General features: G+C 58.3%; 20 protein-coding genes. 17 read left to right on the top strand and 3 right to left on the bottom strand.

Annotated features, from left to right (window positions below; genetic code table 11):
• Positions 1–70: 70 nt before the first annotated feature.
• Together EV660_RS04825 and EV660_RS04830 are read right to left on the bottom strand one after the other, a co-directional pair.
• On the bottom strand, positions 71–1663 hold the full coding sequence (locus EV660_RS04825; protein ID WP_084634869.1) for an ABC transporter substrate-binding protein: 1593 nt from the start codon (positions 1661–1663) through the stop codon (positions 71–73).
• A gap of 255 nt (positions 1664–1918) precedes the next feature.
• Positions 1919–2416 (bottom strand): MarR family winged helix-turn-helix transcriptional regulator, encoded by a 498-nt coding sequence (locus EV660_RS04830; protein WP_071480634.1) that lies wholly within the window; start codon positions 2414–2416, stop codon positions 1919–1921.
• A 283-nt stretch (positions 2417–2699) separates the two neighbouring features.
• Between EV660_RS04830 and ectA the strand changes: the two genes are divergently transcribed.
• From ectA to EV660_RS04870, 8 genes are all read left to right on the top strand, one after another.
• Positions 2700–3242, top strand: coding sequence for a diaminobutyrate acetyltransferase (gene ectA / locus EV660_RS04835; protein WP_071480635.1), 543 nt, complete (start codon positions 2700–2702; stop codon positions 3240–3242).
• 52 nt (positions 3243–3294) lie between these two features.
• The gene (ectB, locus tag EV660_RS04840; RefSeq protein WP_071480636.1) at positions 3295–4575 is read left to right on the top strand and encodes a diaminobutyrate--2-oxoglutarate transaminase; all 1281 of its coding nucleotides are present in this window, start codon (positions 3295–3297) and stop codon (positions 4573–4575) included.
• A gap of 5 nt (positions 4576–4580) precedes the next feature.
• A complete protein-coding gene (locus tag EV660_RS04845) occupies positions 4581–4967 on the top strand; it encodes an ectoine synthase (RefSeq protein ID WP_071480637.1) in 387 nt (128 codons plus the stop codon).
• 44 nt (positions 4968–5011) lie between these two features.
• Positions 5012–6442: an aspartate kinase gene (locus EV660_RS04850; RefSeq protein ID WP_071482090.1), complete on the top strand. Its 1431-nt coding sequence runs from the start codon at positions 5012–5014 to the stop codon at positions 6440–6442.
• Between the two features lie 287 nt (positions 6443–6729).
• Positions 6730–8409 (top strand): 30S ribosomal protein S1, encoded by a 1680-nt coding sequence (gene rpsA, locus EV660_RS04855; protein WP_071480638.1) that lies wholly within the window; start codon positions 6730–6732, stop codon positions 8407–8409.
• 206 nt (positions 8410–8615) lie between these two features.
• Positions 8616–8903, top strand: coding sequence for an integration host factor subunit beta (ihfB, locus tag EV660_RS04860; protein WP_071482091.1), 288 nt, complete (start codon positions 8616–8618; stop codon positions 8901–8903).
• 6 nt (positions 8904–8909) lie between these two features.
• Positions 8910–9263: a lipopolysaccharide assembly protein LapA domain-containing protein gene (locus tag EV660_RS04865; protein WP_232727269.1), complete on the top strand. Its 354-nt coding sequence runs from the start codon at positions 8910–8912 to the stop codon at positions 9261–9263.
• Between the two features lie 9 nt (positions 9264–9272).
• Entirely contained in the window at positions 9273–9920 is a 648-nt protein-coding gene (locus tag EV660_RS04870; RefSeq protein WP_071480639.1) for a phosphoribosylanthranilate isomerase, read from the top strand.
• A 16-nt stretch (positions 9921–9936) separates the two neighbouring features.
• Here the strand turns inward: EV660_RS04870 and EV660_RS04875 are convergent, their stop codons facing one another.
• On the bottom strand, positions 9937–10449 hold the full coding sequence (locus tag EV660_RS04875; RefSeq protein ID WP_071480640.1) for an RrF2 family transcriptional regulator: 513 nt from the start codon (positions 10447–10449) through the stop codon (positions 9937–9939).
• A gap of 236 nt (positions 10450–10685) precedes the next feature.
• Here EV660_RS04875 and EV660_RS04880 point away from each other — a divergent pair, with 236 nt between their 5' ends.
• The 9 genes from EV660_RS04880 to secF all read left to right on the top strand — a co-directional run bounded on the left by EV660_RS04880 (position 10686) and on the right by secF (position 20721).
• Positions 10686–12008: an NAD(P)/FAD-dependent oxidoreductase gene (locus tag EV660_RS04880; RefSeq protein WP_071482093.1), complete on the top strand. Its 1323-nt coding sequence runs from the start codon at positions 10686–10688 to the stop codon at positions 12006–12008.
• Between the two features lie 106 nt (positions 12009–12114).
• On the top strand, positions 12115–12471 hold the full coding sequence (locus tag EV660_RS04885; RefSeq protein WP_071480641.1) for a DUF5368 domain-containing protein: 357 nt from the start codon (positions 12115–12117) through the stop codon (positions 12469–12471).
• 264 nt (positions 12472–12735) lie between these two features.
• A complete protein-coding gene (cysS, locus tag EV660_RS04890; RefSeq protein ID WP_071480643.1) occupies positions 12736–14271 on the top strand; it encodes a cysteine--tRNA ligase in 1536 nt (511 codons plus the stop codon).
• A gap of 118 nt (positions 14272–14389) precedes the next feature.
• Complete coding sequence (gene cimA / locus EV660_RS04895; protein ID WP_071480644.1) at positions 14390–16018, top strand: citramalate synthase; 1629 nt, start codon at positions 14390–14392, stop codon at positions 16016–16018.
• Positions 16006–16752, top strand: coding sequence for a class I SAM-dependent methyltransferase (locus tag EV660_RS04900; protein ID WP_071480645.1), 747 nt, complete (start codon positions 16006–16008; stop codon positions 16750–16752). Before cimA ends, EV660_RS04900 begins: the two co-directional genes overlap by 13 nt.
• The gene (locus EV660_RS04905; RefSeq protein WP_071480646.1) at positions 16745–17515 is read left to right on the top strand and encodes a squalene/phytoene synthase family protein; all 771 of its coding nucleotides are present in this window, start codon (positions 16745–16747) and stop codon (positions 17513–17515) included. Before EV660_RS04900 ends, EV660_RS04905 begins: the two co-directional genes overlap by 8 nt.
• Before the next feature lie 182 nt (positions 17516–17697).
• Positions 17698–18021: a preprotein translocase subunit YajC gene (gene yajC, locus EV660_RS04910; protein WP_071480647.1), complete on the top strand. Its 324-nt coding sequence runs from the start codon at positions 17698–17700 to the stop codon at positions 18019–18021.
• Between the two features lie 50 nt (positions 18022–18071).
• Positions 18072–19739 carry a protein translocase subunit SecD gene (gene secD / locus EV660_RS04915; RefSeq protein ID WP_071480648.1) on the top strand — a complete coding sequence of 556 codons (1668 nt, stop codon included), beginning with the start codon at positions 18072–18074 and terminating at the stop codon, positions 19737–19739.
• A gap of 10 nt (positions 19740–19749) precedes the next feature.
• On the top strand, positions 19750–20721 hold the full coding sequence (gene secF / locus EV660_RS04920; RefSeq protein ID WP_071480649.1) for a protein translocase subunit SecF: 972 nt from the start codon (positions 19750–19752) through the stop codon (positions 20719–20721).
• Position 20722: the final 1 nt, after the last annotated feature.

Below are 20722 nucleotides of genomic sequence, written 5' to 3' on the forward strand. Positions count from 1 at the left end.
GGTCAGTACTCCTGCCCTAAAAACATGCCCGCGCGGAGTATCCCGCGCGGGCAAACAGGTCAAGTCCGGATCAGTCGAAAGTGACCGTGGTCATTTTCGGCTGGTTTTCAGGATGCACATCCAGATTGATATTGTCGCGCATCGCATAGGCCAGAACCTGGTTGTGCACGTTCAGGAAAATGCGCTCTTCCATCACTTCGTCCCAGATTTCCGCAATCAGCGCGTCACGCTCTTCCAGATCGGTCATGGTGGAAAGTAACTGGATCTTGGCATCCAGATCCGGGTTCGAATAGCGCGAACCGTTGAACGACCCGTAGCTGCCTTCGCGCGTGTGAACGAGGAAGTCGAACACATACTGGCTGTCAAATGTCGGAACGCCCCAGCCCAGCAGGTAGAAATCGGTTTCCCAATTCTCGATCAGCGGGAAATGTAGCGAGCGGGTCTGCGCGTTCAGGTCCACACGAATGTCGATGCGCGCCAACATGCCCACCAGCGCCTGACAGATCGATTCGTCGTTCAGGTAGCGGTCATTGGGGCAATCCAGCTGGACTGAGAACCCGTTGGGATAGCCCGCTTCTGCCATCAATTCGGCCGCACGCTCCAGATCAGGGTCGCCAAAGGCGTCCATCTCTTCGGTCCAGCCATTGACGAAGGGGGGCAGCGGGGCCGCAGAGGGCTGCGATTCGCCACGCATCACCACCTGACGGATGGCGTTGCGGTCAATCGCCAGCGCCATCGCCTCGCGGACCTCTGGCTTGGCAAAGGGGTTGTCCTCTGCATCCGAGGACGCAAGGCTGTCCGAGCTCATGTCATAGCTGAAGAAGATATTGCGGTTCTCAGGGCCACGCACGACGCGTACGCCATCTGTCTGTTCCAGTCGCGCAATATCCTGCACCGGCACATCCTGCACAATATCCACTTCGCCCGACAGCAGCGCCGCCACGCGCGTCGCGGCTTCAGCAATCGGGGTGTAGATGATCTCCGTCACCGCGGGCGCATCGCCCCAATGCCCGTCAAAGGCTTGCAGGACAGTGCGCACTTCGGGGTCACGCTCGACCAGCACATAAGGGCCGGTGCCATTGGCATTGCGCACGGAATAGGCCTCTTCGCCCGCAGCGAAATTCGGCGCGGTTTCAACGCCATTGGCCTCGGCCCATGCTTTGGACATGATGAAGGTGTTGGTCAGGTTCTGCACATACAGCGGCGCGGGGCCGGACATGCGCACATGCACTGTTGTGTCATCCACCGCAGTCACTTCCTCAACCGCAGCATGCAGCGCGGCCATGCCCGAAGGGGGCGTGCGCGCGCGGTCCAGCGAGAAGACGACATCTTCCGCAGTCATCGGGCTGCCATCATGGAAGGTCACGCCCTCGCGAATCGTGAACACCCAGACATTTTCGTCATCTTCGCTGATTCCCCAATCCGTCGCCAGACTTGCCGTCAACGAGCCGTCAATGGCGCGGCCAACAAGCGTTTCATAGATGTGATGGTTCAGCGTATGGGTTGGCCCTTCGTTCTGGCTGTGCGGGTCCAGTGTCAGCGCGTCAGCGACACGCGCCCAACGGATGGTCTCCGCGCTGGCCATAGCGCCAGATACCGTCAAGGCTGCAACGGCAATGCCCGCCATCAGGCTGGAACGGGTCGCGGATATGTGTGATTTCATGAACATTTTTAACTCCCTGAGTTGTATTTCCCGGTTACGGTGCGTGACCGATGAGAAACTACCCAAGTCATCCGCCCTTTCGCAGAACGTGTCAAGCAGTGGGCTTGGGGGACGGGCTAAACGCGCCAACACATGTTCGACACTCTGCCGTAGCAATATTTGCAGGAGTTTCGGGCCGAGAGTGTTGCCCCGACGTGATGCGCTGCTCTGCAAGCTGCATGGCAGGTTGACGCTGCGTCATGGCGGCGCAGGGTGTCAGCCAGCTTCGGGTGGGTAAAGTGCCGCCGCCTCGGTCGTTTCTGCCGGGTGCAGCAACGGGGTCGTATCTTCGGCGTCAAGCATGCCCGCCACGCGTTCGGTCACCGCCATCAACATCGCCTGTTCCCAGGAACTCAGGTCACGAAACCGCGCACTGAAGCGCTCATATAGCGGGTCAGGCGTCTGATCCAGCAAGTTGCGCCCGGTTTCGGTCAGAATGACCCAGACCGCACGACGGTCGGCTTGCCTGCGTTCCCGGCGCACAAGTCCGCGCATTTCCAGCTTGTCGATCTGAATCGAGATGGTGGCCTGACCCACCCCCAGCGAGCGCGCGATGTCACGCGGCATTTCCTGCCCATTCCGGGCCAGAGTATGCAGCACAAGAAGCTGCGCCTGCGTCAGCCCCGATGCGCGCGCCATCTCGCGTGCATTCGCTTCCAAGGCGTGCACGATGCGTCGCAGGGCGATCAGTGTTTCGGAGGAGCGGTCTAACACGGTGTCCGTCGATATTTTGTCATCTCAAAGTTACATTGGCGTCTGAACGGTGAAAAGGCAAGCGTCAGCAGCGTAAATTTGATCACATGTTTTGCAATGCTAAACAGTTTTAGGGCGAATTATATTTTTCACGTAGAAGTGTTTTTGCTTGGATTCCTCCGCATTAACATCTGAAAATAAAGGAAAAAAGTGTCAAATTGGATACGAAAATACTTTGTGTTGAAATATAATGCGGCTTCCTTATATAGAATGCTCACGGAACGGACAGCGGAAAAGAGTTTACATGTCAAAACAAAATCTGACACTGCATACAAACCCGAGAGGCGCGCTGACGCTGCGCAAGCCATCGAAAGCGGATGGATCAGAGGTGTGGAAGCTGGTTTCCGAGTGTCCACCGCTTGATCAGAATTCGATGTATATGAATGTGGTCCAGTGCGATCACTTCGCCGATACATGCGTGGCAGCGGTGCGTGATGGCAAGTTGCTGGGCTGGGTGTCGGGTCATATCCCGCCACAAAGCCCTGATACGATCTTTGTCTGGCAGGTCGCGGTGCATGATGATGCGCGCGGGCTGGGGCTGGGCAAGCGCATGCTGAATGCGCTTCTGGACCGTCCAGAGTGCGCGCAGGTGTCCAAGCTGGAAACCACGATCACCAAAAGCAATGCCGCATCCTGGGGGCTGTTCAAAAGCTTTGCACGTGACATGGGGGGCGAATTGTCCGACGCGCCGCATTACAAGCGCGACGAACATCTGGACGGCCAACACGCCACAGAACATCTGGTGACCATCTCGTTGCCACGCAAGAAGCTGCGCTCTGTCGCCTGATGCGCTGACAGCCCGGCTTCATTTTCCCGAAATTATCGAAAGGCTCATAGCCATGACACTTGGTACACATACCGATATCTACACGCGTCGCGAATCGCAGGCCCGCAGCTATTGCCGGGCATTTCCTGTCAGTTTCTCAAAGGCGCAGAACGCAACGCTGACCGATTCCGACGGGCGCAACTACACGGATTTTCTGGCAGGTTGTTCGTCGTTGAATTACGGCCATAACGACCCCGACATGAAGGAAGCACTGATTGCGCACATTACGCGTGATGGCGTGACCCATGGTCTGGATATGCACACCGACGCCAAGGCGGAGTTTCTGGACGCGTTCGAGCGCCTGATCCTGAAGCCGCGCGACATGGATTACAAATTCATGTTCACTGGCCCGACCGGCACCAATGCTGTTGAGGCCGCGATGAAACTTGCGCGCAAGACAACCGGCCGCGACACGATCATCGCCTTCACCAATGGCTTTCACGGCATGACAATGGGCGCGCTCGCCGCGACTGGTAATGCGGGCAAGCGGGCCGGGGCAGGCACCACGCTAAGCGGCGTTGTGCGTATGCCGTATGAGGGCGCGATGGAAGGTGTCGATTCGCTGGCCATGATCCGCGCCATGCTGGACAATCCTTCCAGCGGAATCGATGCGCCTGCCGCTTTCCTGATCGAACCTGTTCAGGGCGAAGGCGGGTTGAATGCCGCGTCAAGCGCGTTTCTGAAAGGGCTTCAGACTCTCGCGCGCGAACATGGCGCCCTGATCATTATGGATGATATTCAGGCCGGGATCGGCCGCACGGGTCCGTTTTTCAGCTTCGAAGGGATGGGCATCAAGCCCGACCTGATTCCGCTGGCCAAGTCACTGTCCGGAATGGGCCTGCCCATGGCTGGCCTGCTGATCCGCCCTGATCTGGACGTGTGGAAACCGGCTGAACATAACGGCACATTCCGCGGCAACAACCACGCTTTTGTGACAGCGCGGGTCGCGTTGGAAAAGTTCTGGTCTGATGACCGGTTCCAGCGCCAGACCGAGGCCAAGGCCGCCTTCCTGACCGAGCGTCTGAAGGAAATCGCCGCACTTGTTCCCGGTGCGGGGCTGAAAGGGCGCGGCATGATGCAGGGTATAGATGTCGGATCGGGCGATATGGCCGCCGATATCTGCGCCACATGCTTCGAGCATGGCCTGATCATCGAGACATCGGGCGCACATGACGAGGTCGTCAAGGTTCTGGCTCCCCTGACCATTCCGCAAGAACAGCTTGCGAGCGGGCTGGATATTCTGGAAGCTGCCGTCAAGGCACAAAGCGCCTCACACAAAATCGCAGCGGAGTAAGCAGAATGATTGTCAGAGATTTGCACGAAGTCAAACACACCGATCGTCGCGTGAAAGACCAGCAATGGGAATCGGTCCGCATGTTGCTGGCCGATGATGGAATGGGCTTTTCCTTCCATATCACCACGATCGCCGCAGGCAGCGAGCATACGTTTCACTACAAAAACCACTTCGAGAGCGTCTATTGCATCTCGGGTGAAGGCAGCATCGAAGACCTTGCCACCGGCACGGTCCATGAATTGCGCCCCGGTGTGATGTATGCGCTGAACCTGCATGACAAACACACATTGCGTTGCCGCACCGAGATGGTGTTTGCCTGCTGCTTCAATCCGCCTGTCACTGGCAAGGAAGTGCATCAGGCTGATGGATCTTACGCTTTGGAAACTTCCTGATCAAAGGGCGGGCAGGGGTGAAAAGCCACCTGCCCAAGCTTGAAATGACACATACTGTTGAGAAAATCGGCGGCACCTGCATGAGCCGCGCGCGCGAACTGGTCGACACGCTATATGTTGGGTCACGCAAGAAAGGCGCAATCTATAACCGCGTCTTTGTTGTCTCGGCCTTTGGCGGGATCACCAATATGCTGCTGGAGCACAAGAAAACCGGGTCACCGGGTGTGTTTGCGCGCTTTGCTGCTGACGATGGCGGGTCTGGCTGGCAAGACAGCCTCAAGGATACAGCCGCGAAAATGTGCGAAATTCACGGCGAGATTCTGGAACATGATGCAGACCGCGAACGCGCCGATGCCTTCGTGCGCGACCGGATAGAGGGGACGCGGGCCTGCCTGCTGGACCTTCAGCGCCTTGGCTCTTACGGCCATTTCCGCATCTCTCAGCAAATGCAGACTGTGCGCGAACTGCTTTCCGGTATGGGAGAGGCGCATTCCGCCTTTGTCACTACACTGCTGTTGCAACGTCGCGGCGTGAATGCGCGGTTTGTTGATCTGTCTGGCTGGCGCGACGAGAATAATCCGTCCTTGGCGGATCGTCTGGACCAGGCCATGTCCGGCATCGACCTGACGACAGAGATGCCGATTGTCACAGGCTATGCGCATTGTGCTTCCGGTTTGATGAATGAATATGATCGCGGCTATTCCGAAGTGGTGTTTGCGCATCTGGCCGCCCAGACGGGCGCATCCGAGGCGATCATTCACAAGGAATTCCACCTGTCGTCGGCAGACCCTCGCATTGTTGGCGTTGAAAATACTGTCAAGATCGGGCGCACCAGTTACGATGTGGCAGATCAACTGTCGAATATGGGCATGGAGGCGATCCACCCCAATGCCGCGCGCGTGTTGCGCCGCGCTGATGTGCCATTGCGCGTAAAGCACGCGTTCGAGCCCGAAGACCCCGGCACGCTGATCGGCCCCGAGGGCGGTTCTTCTGGCCGCGTCGAGATGGTGACAGGCCTTGCCATTCACGCGTTCGAGGTGCACGAGCCTGATATGGTGGGGGTGAAGGGCTATGACTCCTGCATTCTGGATGCGCTAACACGCCATAACGTCTGGATCGTGTCAAAGCATTCCAATGCCAATACGATCACGCATTACCTTTCCGGCTCTTTCAAGGCGATCCGCAGGGCAGAGGGTGAGATTCTGAAATCCTACCCCAATGCCGAAATCAACACCCGCCCGATGGCGATGGTGTCCGTGATCGGGTCAGACCTGACCGAAGTGTCGGTTCTGGCACGGGGGCTGGACGCGCTGGAATCCGGTGGTGTGCGTCCGCTGGCCGCGCAACAGGGATTGCGCCGCGTTGAGGTGCAGTTTCTTGTCGCGCGCGACAGCATGGATGATGCGGTCAAGCTTTTGCATGAAGCGCTGGTCACCGGCACCACGGCGCAGACAGTGCCACGCGTCGCGGCCTGAACAGGAAAATGACGGTATCATTACGGCCAGATCGGCGAAATACACCCGATCTGGCCGCAAAAATTGCCAATATCGCTTGTCAGACGCGCCATGCACGCCTATAGAGCAGCCAATCAAGAAGAGGTTGAGGCCACATGATCGGGATGAGCAGGGTCGGGCGCAAGCTGCGACCCTTTGTGTTTGTTGCTCCTCTCGCGTGGTGTTTGCCTGCTTGTTGAACCCGAAACCAAAGACCGGCGGAGGCAACCGCTCGGCCAGAAACATGAATGTAAAGGATGCAGAACTGAATGTGCGCTAAAGCAACCATGGAAGAATTCGAGGCAATGCTCAATGAGAGCCTCGAGATGGACACCCCCGATGAGGGCAGCGTTGTCACCGGCAAGGTTATCGCCATCGAGGCAGGCCAGGCCATCATCGATGTCGGCTACAAGATGGAAGGCCGCGTCGATCTGAAAGAATTCGCAAATCCCGGTGAAACGCCGCAGGTGGCCGTCGGCGACGAAGTCGAAGTTTTTCTTGAGCGTGTCGAGAACGCGCGCGGCGAAGCTGTCGTCAGCCGCGAGAAGGCCCGCCGCGAAGCCGCTTGGGACCGTCTGGAAAAAGCCTATGCTGACGAAACCCGCGTTGAGGGTGCGATCTTTGGCCGCGTCAAGGGTGGCTTCACGGTCGATCTTGGTGGCGCTGTGGCCTTCCTGCCCGGCTCTCAGGTCGATGTGCGCCCCGTGCGCGACGCTGGCCCGCTGATGGGTCTGAAGCAGCCGTTCCAGATTCTGAAAATGGACCGTCGTCGCGGAAATATCGTTGTGTCGCGCCGCGCCATTCTGGAAGAATCCCGCGCCGAACAGCGTGCAGAAGTTATCGCACAACTGGCCGAAGGTCAGGTTGTCGATGGCGTCGTCAAGAACATCACCGAATATGGTGCATTCGTCGATCTGGGCGGTGTTGACGGGCTGTTGCACGTCACTGACATGGCATGGCGCCGCGTCAACCACCCGTCCGAAGTCGTCACCATTGGTGAAACGATCAAGGTGCAGGTCATCAAGATCAACAAGGACACCCACCGCATCAGCCTTGGCATCAAGCAGCTTCAGGCCGACCCGTGGGATTCCGTTGCATCGCAATACGCCCTGGGCACAGTGCACAAGGGGCGCGTGACCAACATCACCGATTACGGCGCGTTCGTCGAACTGGAAGCCGGTGTCGAGGGTCTGGTCCATGTCTCGGAAATGAGCTGGACCAAGAAGAACGTTCACCCCGGCAAGATCGTGTCAACCTCGCAAGAGGTGGATGTCATGGTTCTGGAAATCGACGGTGCCAAGCGCCGCGTGTCTCTGGGGCTCAAGCAGACCATGCGCAACCCTTGGGAAGTCTTTGCCGAAACCAACCCGGTCGGCACCCAGATCGAGGGCGAGATCAAGAACATCACCGAATTCGGTCTGTTCATTGGTCTGGAAGGCGACATCGACGGCATGGTTCACCTGTCCGACATCAGCTGGGACCAGCGCGGCGAAGAAGCCATCGCAGATTTCCGCAAGGGCGACATGGTCAATGCGGTTGTTTCCGAAGTCGATATCGAGCGCGAGCGTATTTCGCTGTCGATCAAGGCGCTTGAGAATGACAACTTCTCGGATGCTGTTGAAGGCGTGAAGCGTGGCGCAATCGTCACCTGTGCCGTGACTGCTATCGAAGATGGCGGGATCGAGGTCGAGTATAACAACATGAAGAGCTTCATCCGTCGCTCTGACCTTGCACGCGACCGTGCCGACCAGCGCCCCGAGCGTTTCCAGGTTGGCGACAAGATCGATGCGCGCGTCACTTCGGTAGACAGCAAGACACGTCGTCTTGGTCTTTCGATCAAGGCCCGCGAGATTGCCGAAGAGAAAGAAGCAGTCGAGCAGTATGGGTCATCCGATGCAGGCGCCAGCCTCGGCGATATTCTGGGCGCAGCCCTGAAAGACCGCAACTGACGCTGGACTGCAGTCAAAATGTTCTGAAAATCCCCGGCTTTTGCCGGGGATTTTTTATGTGGGCGGCTGTTTTGACAAGATTCCCGCCTCCGAGGGATTATGCCGGTTTTTCAGTGTTCCTTCGCCAAACGATTCCGCATATAGTTCGCTTACAATAAGGCATGACCCGCAAAGGGTTGCCGCACGAGACCGGGGGGTTAACCGAAATGATCCGATCTGAACTGATCCAGATAATTGCAGACGAGAACCCGCATCTATATCAACGCGATGTCGAGCGGATCGTAAACACTGTCTTTGGCGAGATTACCGAAGCACTTGCACGTGGTGAACGCGTCGAGTTGCGTGGTTTTGGGGCGTTTTCCGTCAAGAAACGGGATGCGCGTACCGGGCGCAATCCCCGCACCGGCGAAAGTGTCGAGGTCGAGGCCAAGGCGGTTCCCTTTTTCAAGACCGGAAAGCTATTGCGCGACCGGTTGAATGGCTTGGAGGTATAAGGCGTCATGATGGCTTATCTGCGCTACGGTTTCGCCACATTGGTGGCACTGGTCTTTGTAACAATCGCACTCGCCAATAGGTCAATGGTGACAGTGCAGCTTTTGCCCGATGCGCTCGCCTCTCTGACCGGCATAGATATGTCTCTCTCGCTGCCGCTGTTTGTGTTGCTGGGCATCGCAATCGCGGTTGGCCTGCTTCTGGGCTTTGTGTGGGAATGGTTCCGCGAACATGCTATTCGCGCCGAAGCAGCGCGCCTGCGCCGCGAACAAGAGAGCATGCGCGCCGAACTCAAGCGCGCAGAGAAGGCTGCTCCGCAAACACGCAAGGACGATGTGCTTGCGCTGGTCGAGGCGAAGTGACCTTTTCCCATGCCTGATGCGGTAAAGGTAAAATTCTGCGGCCTGGCCACTGGACAGGCCGTTGCAGATGCCGTGCAATCGGGTGCGGATTATGTGGGGTTTGTCTTTTTCCCACCCTCGCCGCGGAATGTTACGCTGGAACAGGCCGCGGCTTTGGCATCAAACGTCCCCGCAGGGGTAACGAAAGTTGCGCTGACCGTTGATGCCGATGATTCAGCGCTTGATGCGCTGATCGCGCAGGTTGCGATTGATATGTTGCAGCTACACGGGCACGAATCCCCCGCGCGCGTTGCCGAAATACGCGCGCTCTACGGGATTCCGGTGATGAAGGCGGTGGGTCTGGCTGATCGTGCGGACCTTGATAATCTTGAGGCATATCTGACCGTCGCCGACCAGATTCTGGTCGATGCAAAGCCGCCAAAAGACGCAGTCTTGCCCGGCGGCAATGGCCTTAGCTTTGATTGGCGTTTGTTACAGGGGAGGCAATGGCCCTGTCCCTGGATGCTGGCGGGCGGCCTTACGCCTCAGAACGTATCCGAAGCAATCCGGCTGACCGGGGCAGGGCAGGTCGATGTCTCCTCCGGGGTAGAGCGGGCACCGGGCGAGAAGGATGCCGCCCTGATGTCCGCCTTTATTCAGGCCACAAAAACTGCCTGACCGTGATAAAAGACTCTTATTCTGCGGCCAGTTTCTCAATTGGCCGCGCGATAAAGCCCTCTGTGCTCTTTGATCCGCATTTTGCAGGGACGCGCGGCCCGCTTATGGTCAGCAAGGCTTCCAGTCCTGAATTGCAGGTGACAAGTTCAGACACATACAGGTCATCCAAGGCCCCATAAAATGCGTCCACCGCACGCGAAAGATGCGGGCGCATGACGCAATGCTCTTTCAATGGGCAGGTGTTGTTGTCGGAAAAGCACTCGATAAAGGGCAGGCTGGATTCAAAGACACGAAACACCGCCCCAACGCTGATGCAATCTGCCGGGCGCGCCAGATGAAACCCGCCATGGCGCCCGCGAAGGGTGGTGATGAACCCTTCCTGCGCCAGTTTGTTGATGACCTGTGCAAGGTGATTTTCAGAGGCATTGACCGCCGTGGCCACATCCTGTTTCCGCACCAGCGTATCCTTGTTGACGGCGCAGAACATCAGCGTGCGCAGCGCAAGGTTGGTTCTGGTTGTCAATCGCATATTATCCGCTCCTTGGTCTTCGACCTTTATTAAGCCGGGCGCATATTGGTGTCCCTTGGAGGCAACTATTAGGTGTTCAACAGCGACTGACTTTGATCCGCATCAAATAAATCAAGCGGCAGACGGGTTATTTTGTCGCAGATGGGAAAGTTCTATCGGATTTGATATGGATCAAAGATGCAATTAGTCATATATTGCATTGTGAACATATGTATGCTGACTGGATGGGGGAGCGCATGGACAGTTTTGATAAGATCACCGCCAGCCGAAGGGGGTTTCTTGGCCTTGCCACAGGTGGTGCCGCGCTGGCCCTTGGGGCAGGGCAGGGCGCTCAGGCATCGGTTGTGCGCACCAATGCCCGGATCCTGATTCTGGGCGCCGGCGCCGGCGGCGCGGCCATTGCCAACCGGCTTGTGGAACGCCTTGACGGGGCGTCTATCACCGTGCTGGACGGGCGTCCGCAGCATTGGTATCAGCCCGGTTTCACGCTGATCGCATCGGGATTGCGCAAGGCGGATTACGCAGTTTCAACGACGGAACAGTGGTTGCCCAATGGGGTAACCTATATCAACGAATATGCCGCAGAGCTGGACCCGGACGCCAATCGCGTCATCACTACAGGTGGTCAGCGGATCGACTACGATTACCTGATCGTGGCGACCGGCCTTGTTCTGGACTGGGACGCCATCGAAGGCTTTGACCTGAGCATGGTGGGCCCCGAGAATGGCATTTCAGCCCATTACGCCAGCCCTGAGATGGCCGAACTAAGCTGGCATGCGATGGACAAATTCACCTCTGAAGGGGGTGTCGGCATGTTCGGTCGCCCCGCGACCGAGATGAAATGCGCCGGTGCGCCTGTCAAACTGTGCTTTCTGGCAGAAGATATCGCTACCACCAAAGGCAACCGCAGCAATTGCGAATTCATTTATAATGCGCAGGCGCAAAACCTGTTCGGTGTGCCTGTCATTCACCACCGCGTCCGCCAGATCATGGATGAGCGCGACATCACCTATCGCTACCAGCATGTGCTGAAAGGGATTGATCTGGGTGCAAAAACCGCAACCTATACCACCCCCGATGGCGAAGTGACGGATAGATGGGATTTCATCAATGTCATCCCCCCCCAGCGCGCGCCACAGGTCATTCGCGACTCTGGCCTGTCCTGGGCCGACCGCTGGACCGATCAGGGCTGGATCGAGGTTGATATGCAGACCCTGCGCCATGCGCGCTACCCCAATGTGTTCGGTATTGGCGATATTGACGGGGTGCCAAAAGGCAAGACAGCGGCTTCAGTCAAATTCCACATCCCAGTGGTCGAAGATCACCTTGTCAGCGAAATTGCCGGGCGCGAAGGCACCCGCATCTATGATGGCTATACATCCTGCCCGCTGATTACCCGCATTGGCCGCGCCATGCTTGTCGAATTCGACTATCAGGACAATCTGACACCGTCCTTCCCGGGGGTCATCGCCCCGCTTGAAGAGTTGTGGATTTCCTGGCTGATGAAGGAAGTCGCGCTGAAAGCCACCTATAACGCCATGTTGCGCGGTCGCGCCTGAACAGGCCGGATCAGGGGGCTGCCGCCCCCCGGCGGGTAAGCCCGCCTTCCCCCCGCGAGTATTTAGGGCAAGAAAATAAGATCTTGTCTGTAGAAAGGTCGAGAGAATGGAAGAATTCAGCTTCATGACGATCATCGCCGTGTTCGAGGAAATGTTCGGACGCGGCGTGTTCTGGGCAATGGTGCTGGTCGCCGCCGTCATCACGCTGGCATATCTGTATGTGCTGGTGCGTGACCGGGCAATGTCGATGCGCAAGTTCCTGCTGGCACAATTGTCGATGCCGATTGGCGGCGCGCTTGCAGTCTGGTTCGTCATGCTGATGACGAATTCTGGGTTTCGCGATATAGGCGGCCCGATTGACTGGCTGGTATTGTTGGGCGTTTTTGCCGCAGGGGCCATAGGGTTTGCCATCCTTGTCTATGTGGTTCAGTCCATCGTCCGCGGCAAGGCGAGCGACGCGTGACGCCAGTAACACAGGATTGGTCGGTCGCCGCTCCTCCCATGCAATGATCGACCTGTTAGCCCGCGTCCTTCCTCCCAAAGGCGCGGGCTTTGTCATTTTCGGGCTTGGCAGTTGGGTGTCGCGCACTTATGGTCATGCACATGAAGAGCTTGACCTGCATCATTACCTGCTGCATTTGCCGCTGAGTTTCCTGGCGGTCGGTCCTTTTGGCATTTTCCCTTGTCTGACAGCACCTTCCGCCGGGCCCTGGCCTGAGAGGATGGCATGACTGAGATTCGCCTGCACAATTCCCGCACCCGCCGGAAACAGCCCTTTGCGCCGCTGGATGCGCAAGATGTGCGGATGTATGTCTGTGGCCCTACGGTCTATGACCGCGCGCATTTGGGCAATGCGCGACCGGTGGTGGTGTTTGATGTGCTGTATCGCTTGCTGCGCCATGTCTATGGCAAGAAGCATGTGACCTATGTGCGCAACTTCACTGATGTGGATGACAAGATCAATGCGCGGGCGCGGATGCTGCAGGAGGGCGGCGATACGCGGTCCTTGAACGAGATCATTCGCGCGCTGACCGATGAGACGATCGACTGGTATCACGCCGATATGGATGCTTTGGGCGCTTTGCGGCCCAACCACGAGCCGCGCGCGACCGAGTTCATCGTGCAGATGGTGGCGATGATTCAAGGCCTGATCGACAAGGGTCATGCCTATGCGGCCGAAGGTCATGTGCTCTTCGATGTGCGCAGCTACCCGGAGTACGGCAAGCTGTCGGGCCGCTCGGTCGATGACATGATTGCCGGCGCGCGGGTCGAGGTCGCGCCCTATAAGCGCGATCCGATGGATTTTGTTTTGTGGAAGCCGTCTTCGGTGGAGGAGCCGGGTTGGGACTCGCCTTGGGGCCGGGGCCGTCCGGGCTGGCATATCGAATGTTCGGCCATGAGCCACGAGTTGCTGGGGCCGGCGTTTGATATTCATGGCGGCGGGATCGACCTGCAATTCCCGCATCATGAGAACGAGATTGCGCAAAGCTGCTGCGCGCATCCTGACGCGGATTTCGCGAATTTCTGGCTGCATAACGAGATGGTGCAGGTCGAGGGGAAGAAGATGTCCAAGAGCTTGGGCAACTTTTTTACAGTGCGGGATTTGCTGGATGAACTTGAAAAGCGAATGCCAAAGAGAGTTGCTGGCGAAGTAATTCGGCTGGTGATGATAAAATCTCACTATCGGCAACCAATGGACTGGACGGAAGCTGCGGCTAAAGAAGCAGAAGCTACCCTTAGAAAATGGGCGCGAGCGACCGAGAATGTGCAAAGTGAAAAAATAGATCAAAGAGTGATAGACGCTCTGTCGGATGACCTGAATGTATGGGGTGCAATCACAGTTTTGAACGAATTGGCTGCCAATGGTGATGGGAGTGCATTGCTCGGCTCGGCTCGTTTTCTAGGCTTGCTTAGCGAGGAAGTGCGCGCAATTTCCCAAGCAACAGAGGCATACTTCGATCTGCAAAAATTGTTGATCCTGCGGGCTGAGGCACGAAAAGAAAAGAACTTTGCGAGAGCAGACCTTATTAGAAAACGTCTCGATGATTTCGGTATCCAATTGGTGGACCAGTCAGCAACGGTCACAGCGCCAAAATTCGAAGTTTTTAAAATTGAGGAAGTTATTCAGAGTCTTCCTCCTGAAGATAAAGAAAACCTTCTCGGACAAGAGGAATATGTTGTGCCGCGGATTTTCAACAACAAGGCGTTCAGCGACCGCTACCAAAGCTTTGTGGCACGCAAGGTTCTTGGAGAACTAGAATGAACTATCGCCTTCTGCCTTGGCCTAATCAGTCTAAACGCCAGCACGGTCGGCGGCCCGCCTGCTCCGCAGGTGGGCGTTGCTCGCGTCCAGATGCGTCACGCTCGTTACAGGCCCACCCATGACCCGCACCCGCCTCACCCTCTATGACACCACCCTGCGCGATGGCCAGCAGACACAGGGCGTGCAATTCTCCACGCCGGAAAAGCACCAGATCGCCGCCATGCTCGACCAGCTTGGCATCGACTATATCGAGGGCGGCTGGCCGGGGGCGAACCCAACGGATTCAGAATTTTTCGCCGCAAAACCGCAGACCAAGGCGACGCTGACGGCCTTTGGCATGACCAAACGCGCAGGGCGTTCGGCCGAGAATGACGATGTGCTGGCCGCTGTGCTGAACGCAGACACACAAGCGGTCTGTCTGGTTGGCAAGGCGCATGATTTCCACGTCACCACGGCGCTGGGGATCTCATTGGCGGAAAACCTTGAGAATATCGGCGCCTCGATTGCGCATTGTGTCGCCCGGGGCCGCGAGGCGCATTTCGACGCCGAACATTTCTTCGATGGCTACAAGGCCAACCCCGATTACGCCCTGCAAGCGCTGCACGCCGCCCATGACGCCGGTGCGCGCTGGATCGTGCTTTGCGACACGAATGGCGGCACGCTGCCGAGTGAAATCCGCGCGATCACCGAAAGCGTCATCAAAAGCGGCATCCCAGGCGACCATCTCGGCATCCATTGCCATGACGACACCGGGCAGGCCGTGGCCTGTTCGCTGGCGGCTGTGGAAGCGGGCGCGCGCCAGATTCAGGGCACGCTGAACGGGCTGGGCGAGCGCTGTGGTAATGCCTCACTCACCACACTGATCCCGACGCTCTTGTTGAAACCCGCCTATGCCGAGCGGTTCGAGATTGGCGTAACCCCAGAGGCGCTGACCCAACTGCTGCGGATCTCGCGCAAGCTGGATGATATTCTCAACCGCGTGCCATTGCGCACGCTGCCTTTTGTCGGCGCGTCGGCCTTCGCGCACAAGGCGGGGCTGCACGCGAGCGCGATCCTGAAAGACCCGACCACTTACGAGCATATCGACCCTGCGACCGTGGGCAATGCCCGTGTGGTGCCGATGTCCAATCAGGCGGGGCAGTCGAACCTGCGGATGCGGCTGGCGGATATGGGCGTGGCGGTCGCCAGGGACGACCCGCGCCTTGGTGCGATCCTTGAGGATGTGAAGGCGCGCGAGGATCAGGGCTATGCCTACGATTCTGCGCAGGCCAGTTTCGAGCTGCTCGCGCGCCGCGCGCTGGGGCAAGTGCCGGATTATTTCGAGGTCAAGCGCTACCGCGTGACCGTCGAGCGTCGCAAGAACAAGTATAATGAGATGATCACGCTGTCAGAGGCTGTCGTCGTGGTCAAGATCGGCGACGAGAAGAAACTCTCAGTCTCGGAATCGTTGGATGCCGAAGGTCATGATCGCGGCCCGGTCAATGCATTGGCCAAGGCGCTGGCCAAAGACCTTGGCCCCTATCAGGATGCGATTGACGATATGAAACTGGTGGATTTCAAGGTGCGCATCACGCAGGGGGGCACCGAGGCTGTGACGCGCGTCATCATCGATTCCGAAGACGGACAGGGGCGGCGCTGGTCCACTGTCGGTGTGTCGCCCAATATAGTGGATGCCAGTTTCGAGGCGCTGCTCGATGCGGTTACATGGAAATTCTTGCGCGATGGGGTAGAACCATGTCGGACCTGACACCGGATGAAGCATTCCTGACACTCTATAGCGATCTGGCCCGCGAAGGGCCGGGGGCCGCAGCCGATCTGGGCTGGGCGCTTTCGGTCGCGGCCACCCCGGCGGAGGCGCGCATTTGCGACGCTGGCTGTGGATCGGGCGCCGATACAGTAACGCTGGCCAAGGAACGGCCCCGCGCAAAGATCGATGCCGTGGACAAGACTGCACAATTTGTGGACGCGGCGCGCAAGCGCACTGCCCCTTTCGGCGCGCGTGTGCGCGTGTGGCAGGGTGACATGGCCCAACTTGATGGCCCTTATGACCTGATCTGGTGCGCAGGCGCGATTTATTTTCTGGGCGTGACGCAAGGATTGCAAGCGTGGCGCAGCGCTTTGGCCCCGAACGGCGTGGTGGCTTTCTCTGAGCCCTGCATGTTGCCGCGCCCGTCAGATGCTGCGCGGGCTTTCTGGTCGGTCGAATACCCACAGATCACCGATATGGCGGGTATCCGCGCGCGGGTTGCAGCGGCAGGGTACCGGGTCTTGGGCGAGAACCTCCAGATCGGGGCGGCATGGGAAAACTACTATCTGCCTATGGAGCGGCGCATCGCCAGCCTGCGCCCCGACGCGTCCAGCACGCTGGCCGCCGCGTTGGACACCGCGGAGGCCGAGATTGCGCGCTGGCGCGCTGCACCTTCTGAAATTGCCTATGCCTTGATGGTGGTCGCACCGGGTTTATCTGCCCCGGATGACTGATCTTGCTGAAAAGCTGCGTGTGGGCGACCCAGAACGCCATGCCGCGACCCTTGCCGCACCTGAAAATCTGCGCGCAAGGCTCTGGCCGCTTTATGCTTTCAATCTGGAGATTGCGCGCGCGCCCTGGATGACCTCAGAGCCGATGATTGCTGAAATGCGCTTGCAATTCTGGGCGGATGTTCTGGATGAAATTGCCGAAGGCAAGCCACCGCGCGCGCATGAGGTGGCCAGCCCACTGTCCGAGGTCTGGCGCGAATGCGACCTGCCGGTTGCGCTGGGGCATGAGATGGTCGCCGCGCGCCGCTGGGATATCTACCGTGACCCCTTTGCCGATGAAAGCGCCTTCGAGCAGCATTTACAGGCGACAAGCGGCAACCTGATGTGGCTATGCGCGCGCGCCCTGAACGCAGGTGACAGCGCAGAGCCGATCATACGTGATATGGGCTATGCGGCGGGGCTGGCAAACTGGTTTCTGGCGATCCCACGACTTGAAGACGCGGGGCGCATTCCGCTGATTGATGGCCGCGAAACTGCCGTCGCGGCACTGGCACAAGACGGGCTGATGCGGCTAAAGCGCGCGCGCTCCAACCGCGCCAGGGTCGGTGCCGACCTTCTTGCGGTCATGCTGACCGGCTGGCAGGCGGGTACAATTCTGAACAGCGCGGCAAAATCGCCGCATCTTGTGCGCGAAGGCGGGCTTCAGCCCTCGGAATTCAGGCGCCGTGGCAGCCTTTTACTGCGCGCGCTTTCAGGTCGCTGGTAGGCGGGGCCGGATGCTCACACCAAATCGACCGATTGTCTCGGGTTTGCGATCTGAATCCCGCCCCTCGCGCCTTGCCAATATCCGCCCCTGCCAGTAGGGTGCGCGCAAAATTGCCCATTGGATGAATGTCCGGGGCAAACTGTCATGCCCTTTTTCCAAGGGTCCAACTTACAGGAGCTTTCATGTTCGTCACACCTGCCTATGCGCAAGATGCCGGTGCCGCCGGTGGTTTGATTTCGATTATCCCTTTCATCCTGATCTTCGTGATCATGTACTTCTTGCTGATCCGTCCGCAGCAGAAGAAGGTCAAGGAACATCAGGCAATGGTCGGCGCGTTGCGTCGCGGCGATCAGGTTGTGACCCAGGGCGGGATCATCGGCAAGGTGGTCAAGGTCAAGGAAGATGGCGAGGCCGAGGTTGAGATTGCCGAGGGCGTGAAAGTGCGCGTCCTCAAGCAAACCATCGCAACTGTGATTTCCAAGACCGAGCCTGCTGCGAAAGAATAAGGGCACGTCTCGCCCTGCCCTGACACCTGAACTCCGGGAGCAACGCTCTGATGCTGCAAATACCGATGTGGAAACGCGTCTTGATCTGGGCGACCTGTGCCTTGGCATTGTTTTTTGCGATGCCAAACCTGTTCTACGACAGGGTCGAGCAGCATAATGATGCCGTTGCGATGATCGAAGCGGGGCAGGGTAACGCCGCCCTGGAAGAAGCGCGTAGTGGCTGGCCGGGGTTTCTGCCCTCTTTTCTGGTGAATCTGGGCCTTGACCTGCGCGGCGGCGCGCATCTTCTGGCCGAGGTGCGGGTGGCCGATGTCTATGCAGACCGCATTGACGGCATGTGGCCTGCCGTGCGCGACCGGCTGCGCGACGAACGTGACACGGTCGGCGCTGTGCGGCGCATGCCGTCAGATGATCCGGGCGAATTGCGGGTGCGCATCAACAACACTGCCGCGCTGGAACAGGCAGCCGGCTTCGTGCGCGATCTGGCACAGCCAACCCAGTCCATGACCGGGTTTTCTCAGGCGCGCGACCTTGAAGTGCGCGTTGAGGGGGAAGATATCGTGGTTACCCTGTCCGAGGCAGAGCGCCTTGCCACAGATGAACGCACGATGCGCCTGTCGCTTGAAATCATCCGCCGCCGCGTTGATGAAGCAGGCACACGCGAACCCACGATTCAGCGTCAGGGTGCGGACCGTATCCTGATTCAGGTGCCCGGCATCGGTTCTGCGGAAGAACTGAAAGAGCTGATTGGCACAACAGCACGTCTGACCTTTCACCCTGTGGTCAATGTGACCTCTAATCCCGACGAAGTGCCCGGCCCAAGGCAGGTGATCTATCCGTCCATCGATGAACCGGGCACATATTACATTCTGGAACAGACCCCGGTCGTAACAGGTGAACAACTGGTCGATGCGCAACCGGGGATGGACCAGAACAACCGCCCGGCTGTGAATTTCCGCTTCAACCCTGCTGGCGGGCGCGCCTTCGGGATCTACACAGCAGAGAATATTGGCAATCCCTTCGCCATTGTTCTGGATGGCGAGGTGATATCCGCGCCTGTGATCCAAAGCCATATACCCGGCGGGTCCGGGATCATCACAGGCCGCTTCACGGTTGAAGAAACAAGCCAGCTTGCCGTTCTGCTGCGCGCAGGTGCCTTGCCCGCCGAGATGGATTTTCTCGAAGAACGAACCGTCGGCCCGGAACTGGGGCAGGACAGCATTGACGCAGGCCGGATCGCGGCAATTGTCGCAATGGTCGCGGTGCTGGTCTTCATGTTGGCCAGCTATGGCATATTTGGCGTGATCGCAAATATCGCGCTGCTGCTGAACCTCTCGATGATCTTTGCGCTTCTGTCGCTGATCGGCGCAACGCTGACCTTGCCGGGGATTGCAGGGATCGTGCTGACCATTGGCATGGCGGTGGATGCGACCGTCCTGATCTTCGAGCGAATACGCGAGGAAATGCGAACCGCGAAAGGACCAGCGCGCGCAATCGAGTTGGGCTATGACAAGGCGCTTTCGGCAATCCTCGATGCAAATATCACCACCTTCATCACCGCCGTGATCCTGTTCGCAATGGGCTCTGGCCCGGTGCGCGGCTTTGCGATCACGCTGGGGCTTGGCATCCTGACCTCGGTCTTTACCGCGCTGATGGTCACGCGCCTGATGATGGTCATCTATTTCGAGCGCAAGCGCCCGAAAACACTCACGATCTGAGGGGTTGAACATGCGACTGAAACTGGTTCCGCAAGACACCTCGGTTGACTTCTTCCGCCACTGGAAGACAACTTTCGGGGCGTCGGTCGTTGCAATGGTGCTGTCGATTGTTGTCTTTCTGACCATGGGTCTGAATTTCGGTATCGATTTCCGGGGCGGCACCTCAATCCGTACCGAAGCGCAAAGCCCGGTCGATATCGGCGAATACCGCGCTGCCATCATGCCGCTGGGCTTTGGCGATGTGGCGATCACCGAAGTTTTCGATCCCGCCTTCGGGTCGGACCGCCATGTGGCAATGGTGCGCATTCAGGCCCAAGAGGGCACCGAGGCGATCACGACAGAACAGATCTCGGCAGTCCGCGACGCGTTGCAAGCGCTTGATCCGACCCTGACCTTTGCCGCTGTCGATTCCGTGGGGCCAAAGGTTTCAGGCGAATTGATCCAGTCTGCGATCATTTCTGTGGTGCTAGCGCTTGCGGCGGTGTTGTTCTACATCTGGCTGCGATTCGAATGGCAGTTCTCGCTGGGTGCCGTGGCCGCACTTGTCCATGACATCGTCCTGACCATCGGGATTTTCAGCGTGCTTCAGATCCGATTCGATCTGGCGATCATTGCGGCGCTGCTGACCATCGTGGGCTACTCGCTCAATGACACAGTGGTTGTGTTTGACCGCGTGCGCGAGAACCTGATCAAGTACAAGAAACGCCCCTTGAAAGAGGTGCTGACACTTTCGATCAACGAAACGCTGTCGCGCACGGTGATGACCTCTGTCACCACATTGCTGGCCTTGTTGGCGCTGTTCACGCTGGGCGGTGATGTGATCCGCGGCTTTGTATTTGCCATGATCTGGGGTGTCATCGTGGGCACCTATTCATCGGTCTTTGTCGCCTCGGCGGTGTTGCTGCGCCTTGGGGTCAAGCGGGACTGGTCCAAGAATTCCGGCGATACATCCGGGACGCAATTCGGCGTGAAGGAAAGCTGAG

Origin of the sequence: Roseinatronobacter bogoriensis DSM 18756 (assembly GCF_004366635.1) — a bacterium.
GTDB classification, from domain to species: Bacteria; Pseudomonadota; Alphaproteobacteria; order Rhodobacterales; family Rhodobacteraceae; genus Roseinatronobacter; species Roseinatronobacter bogoriensis.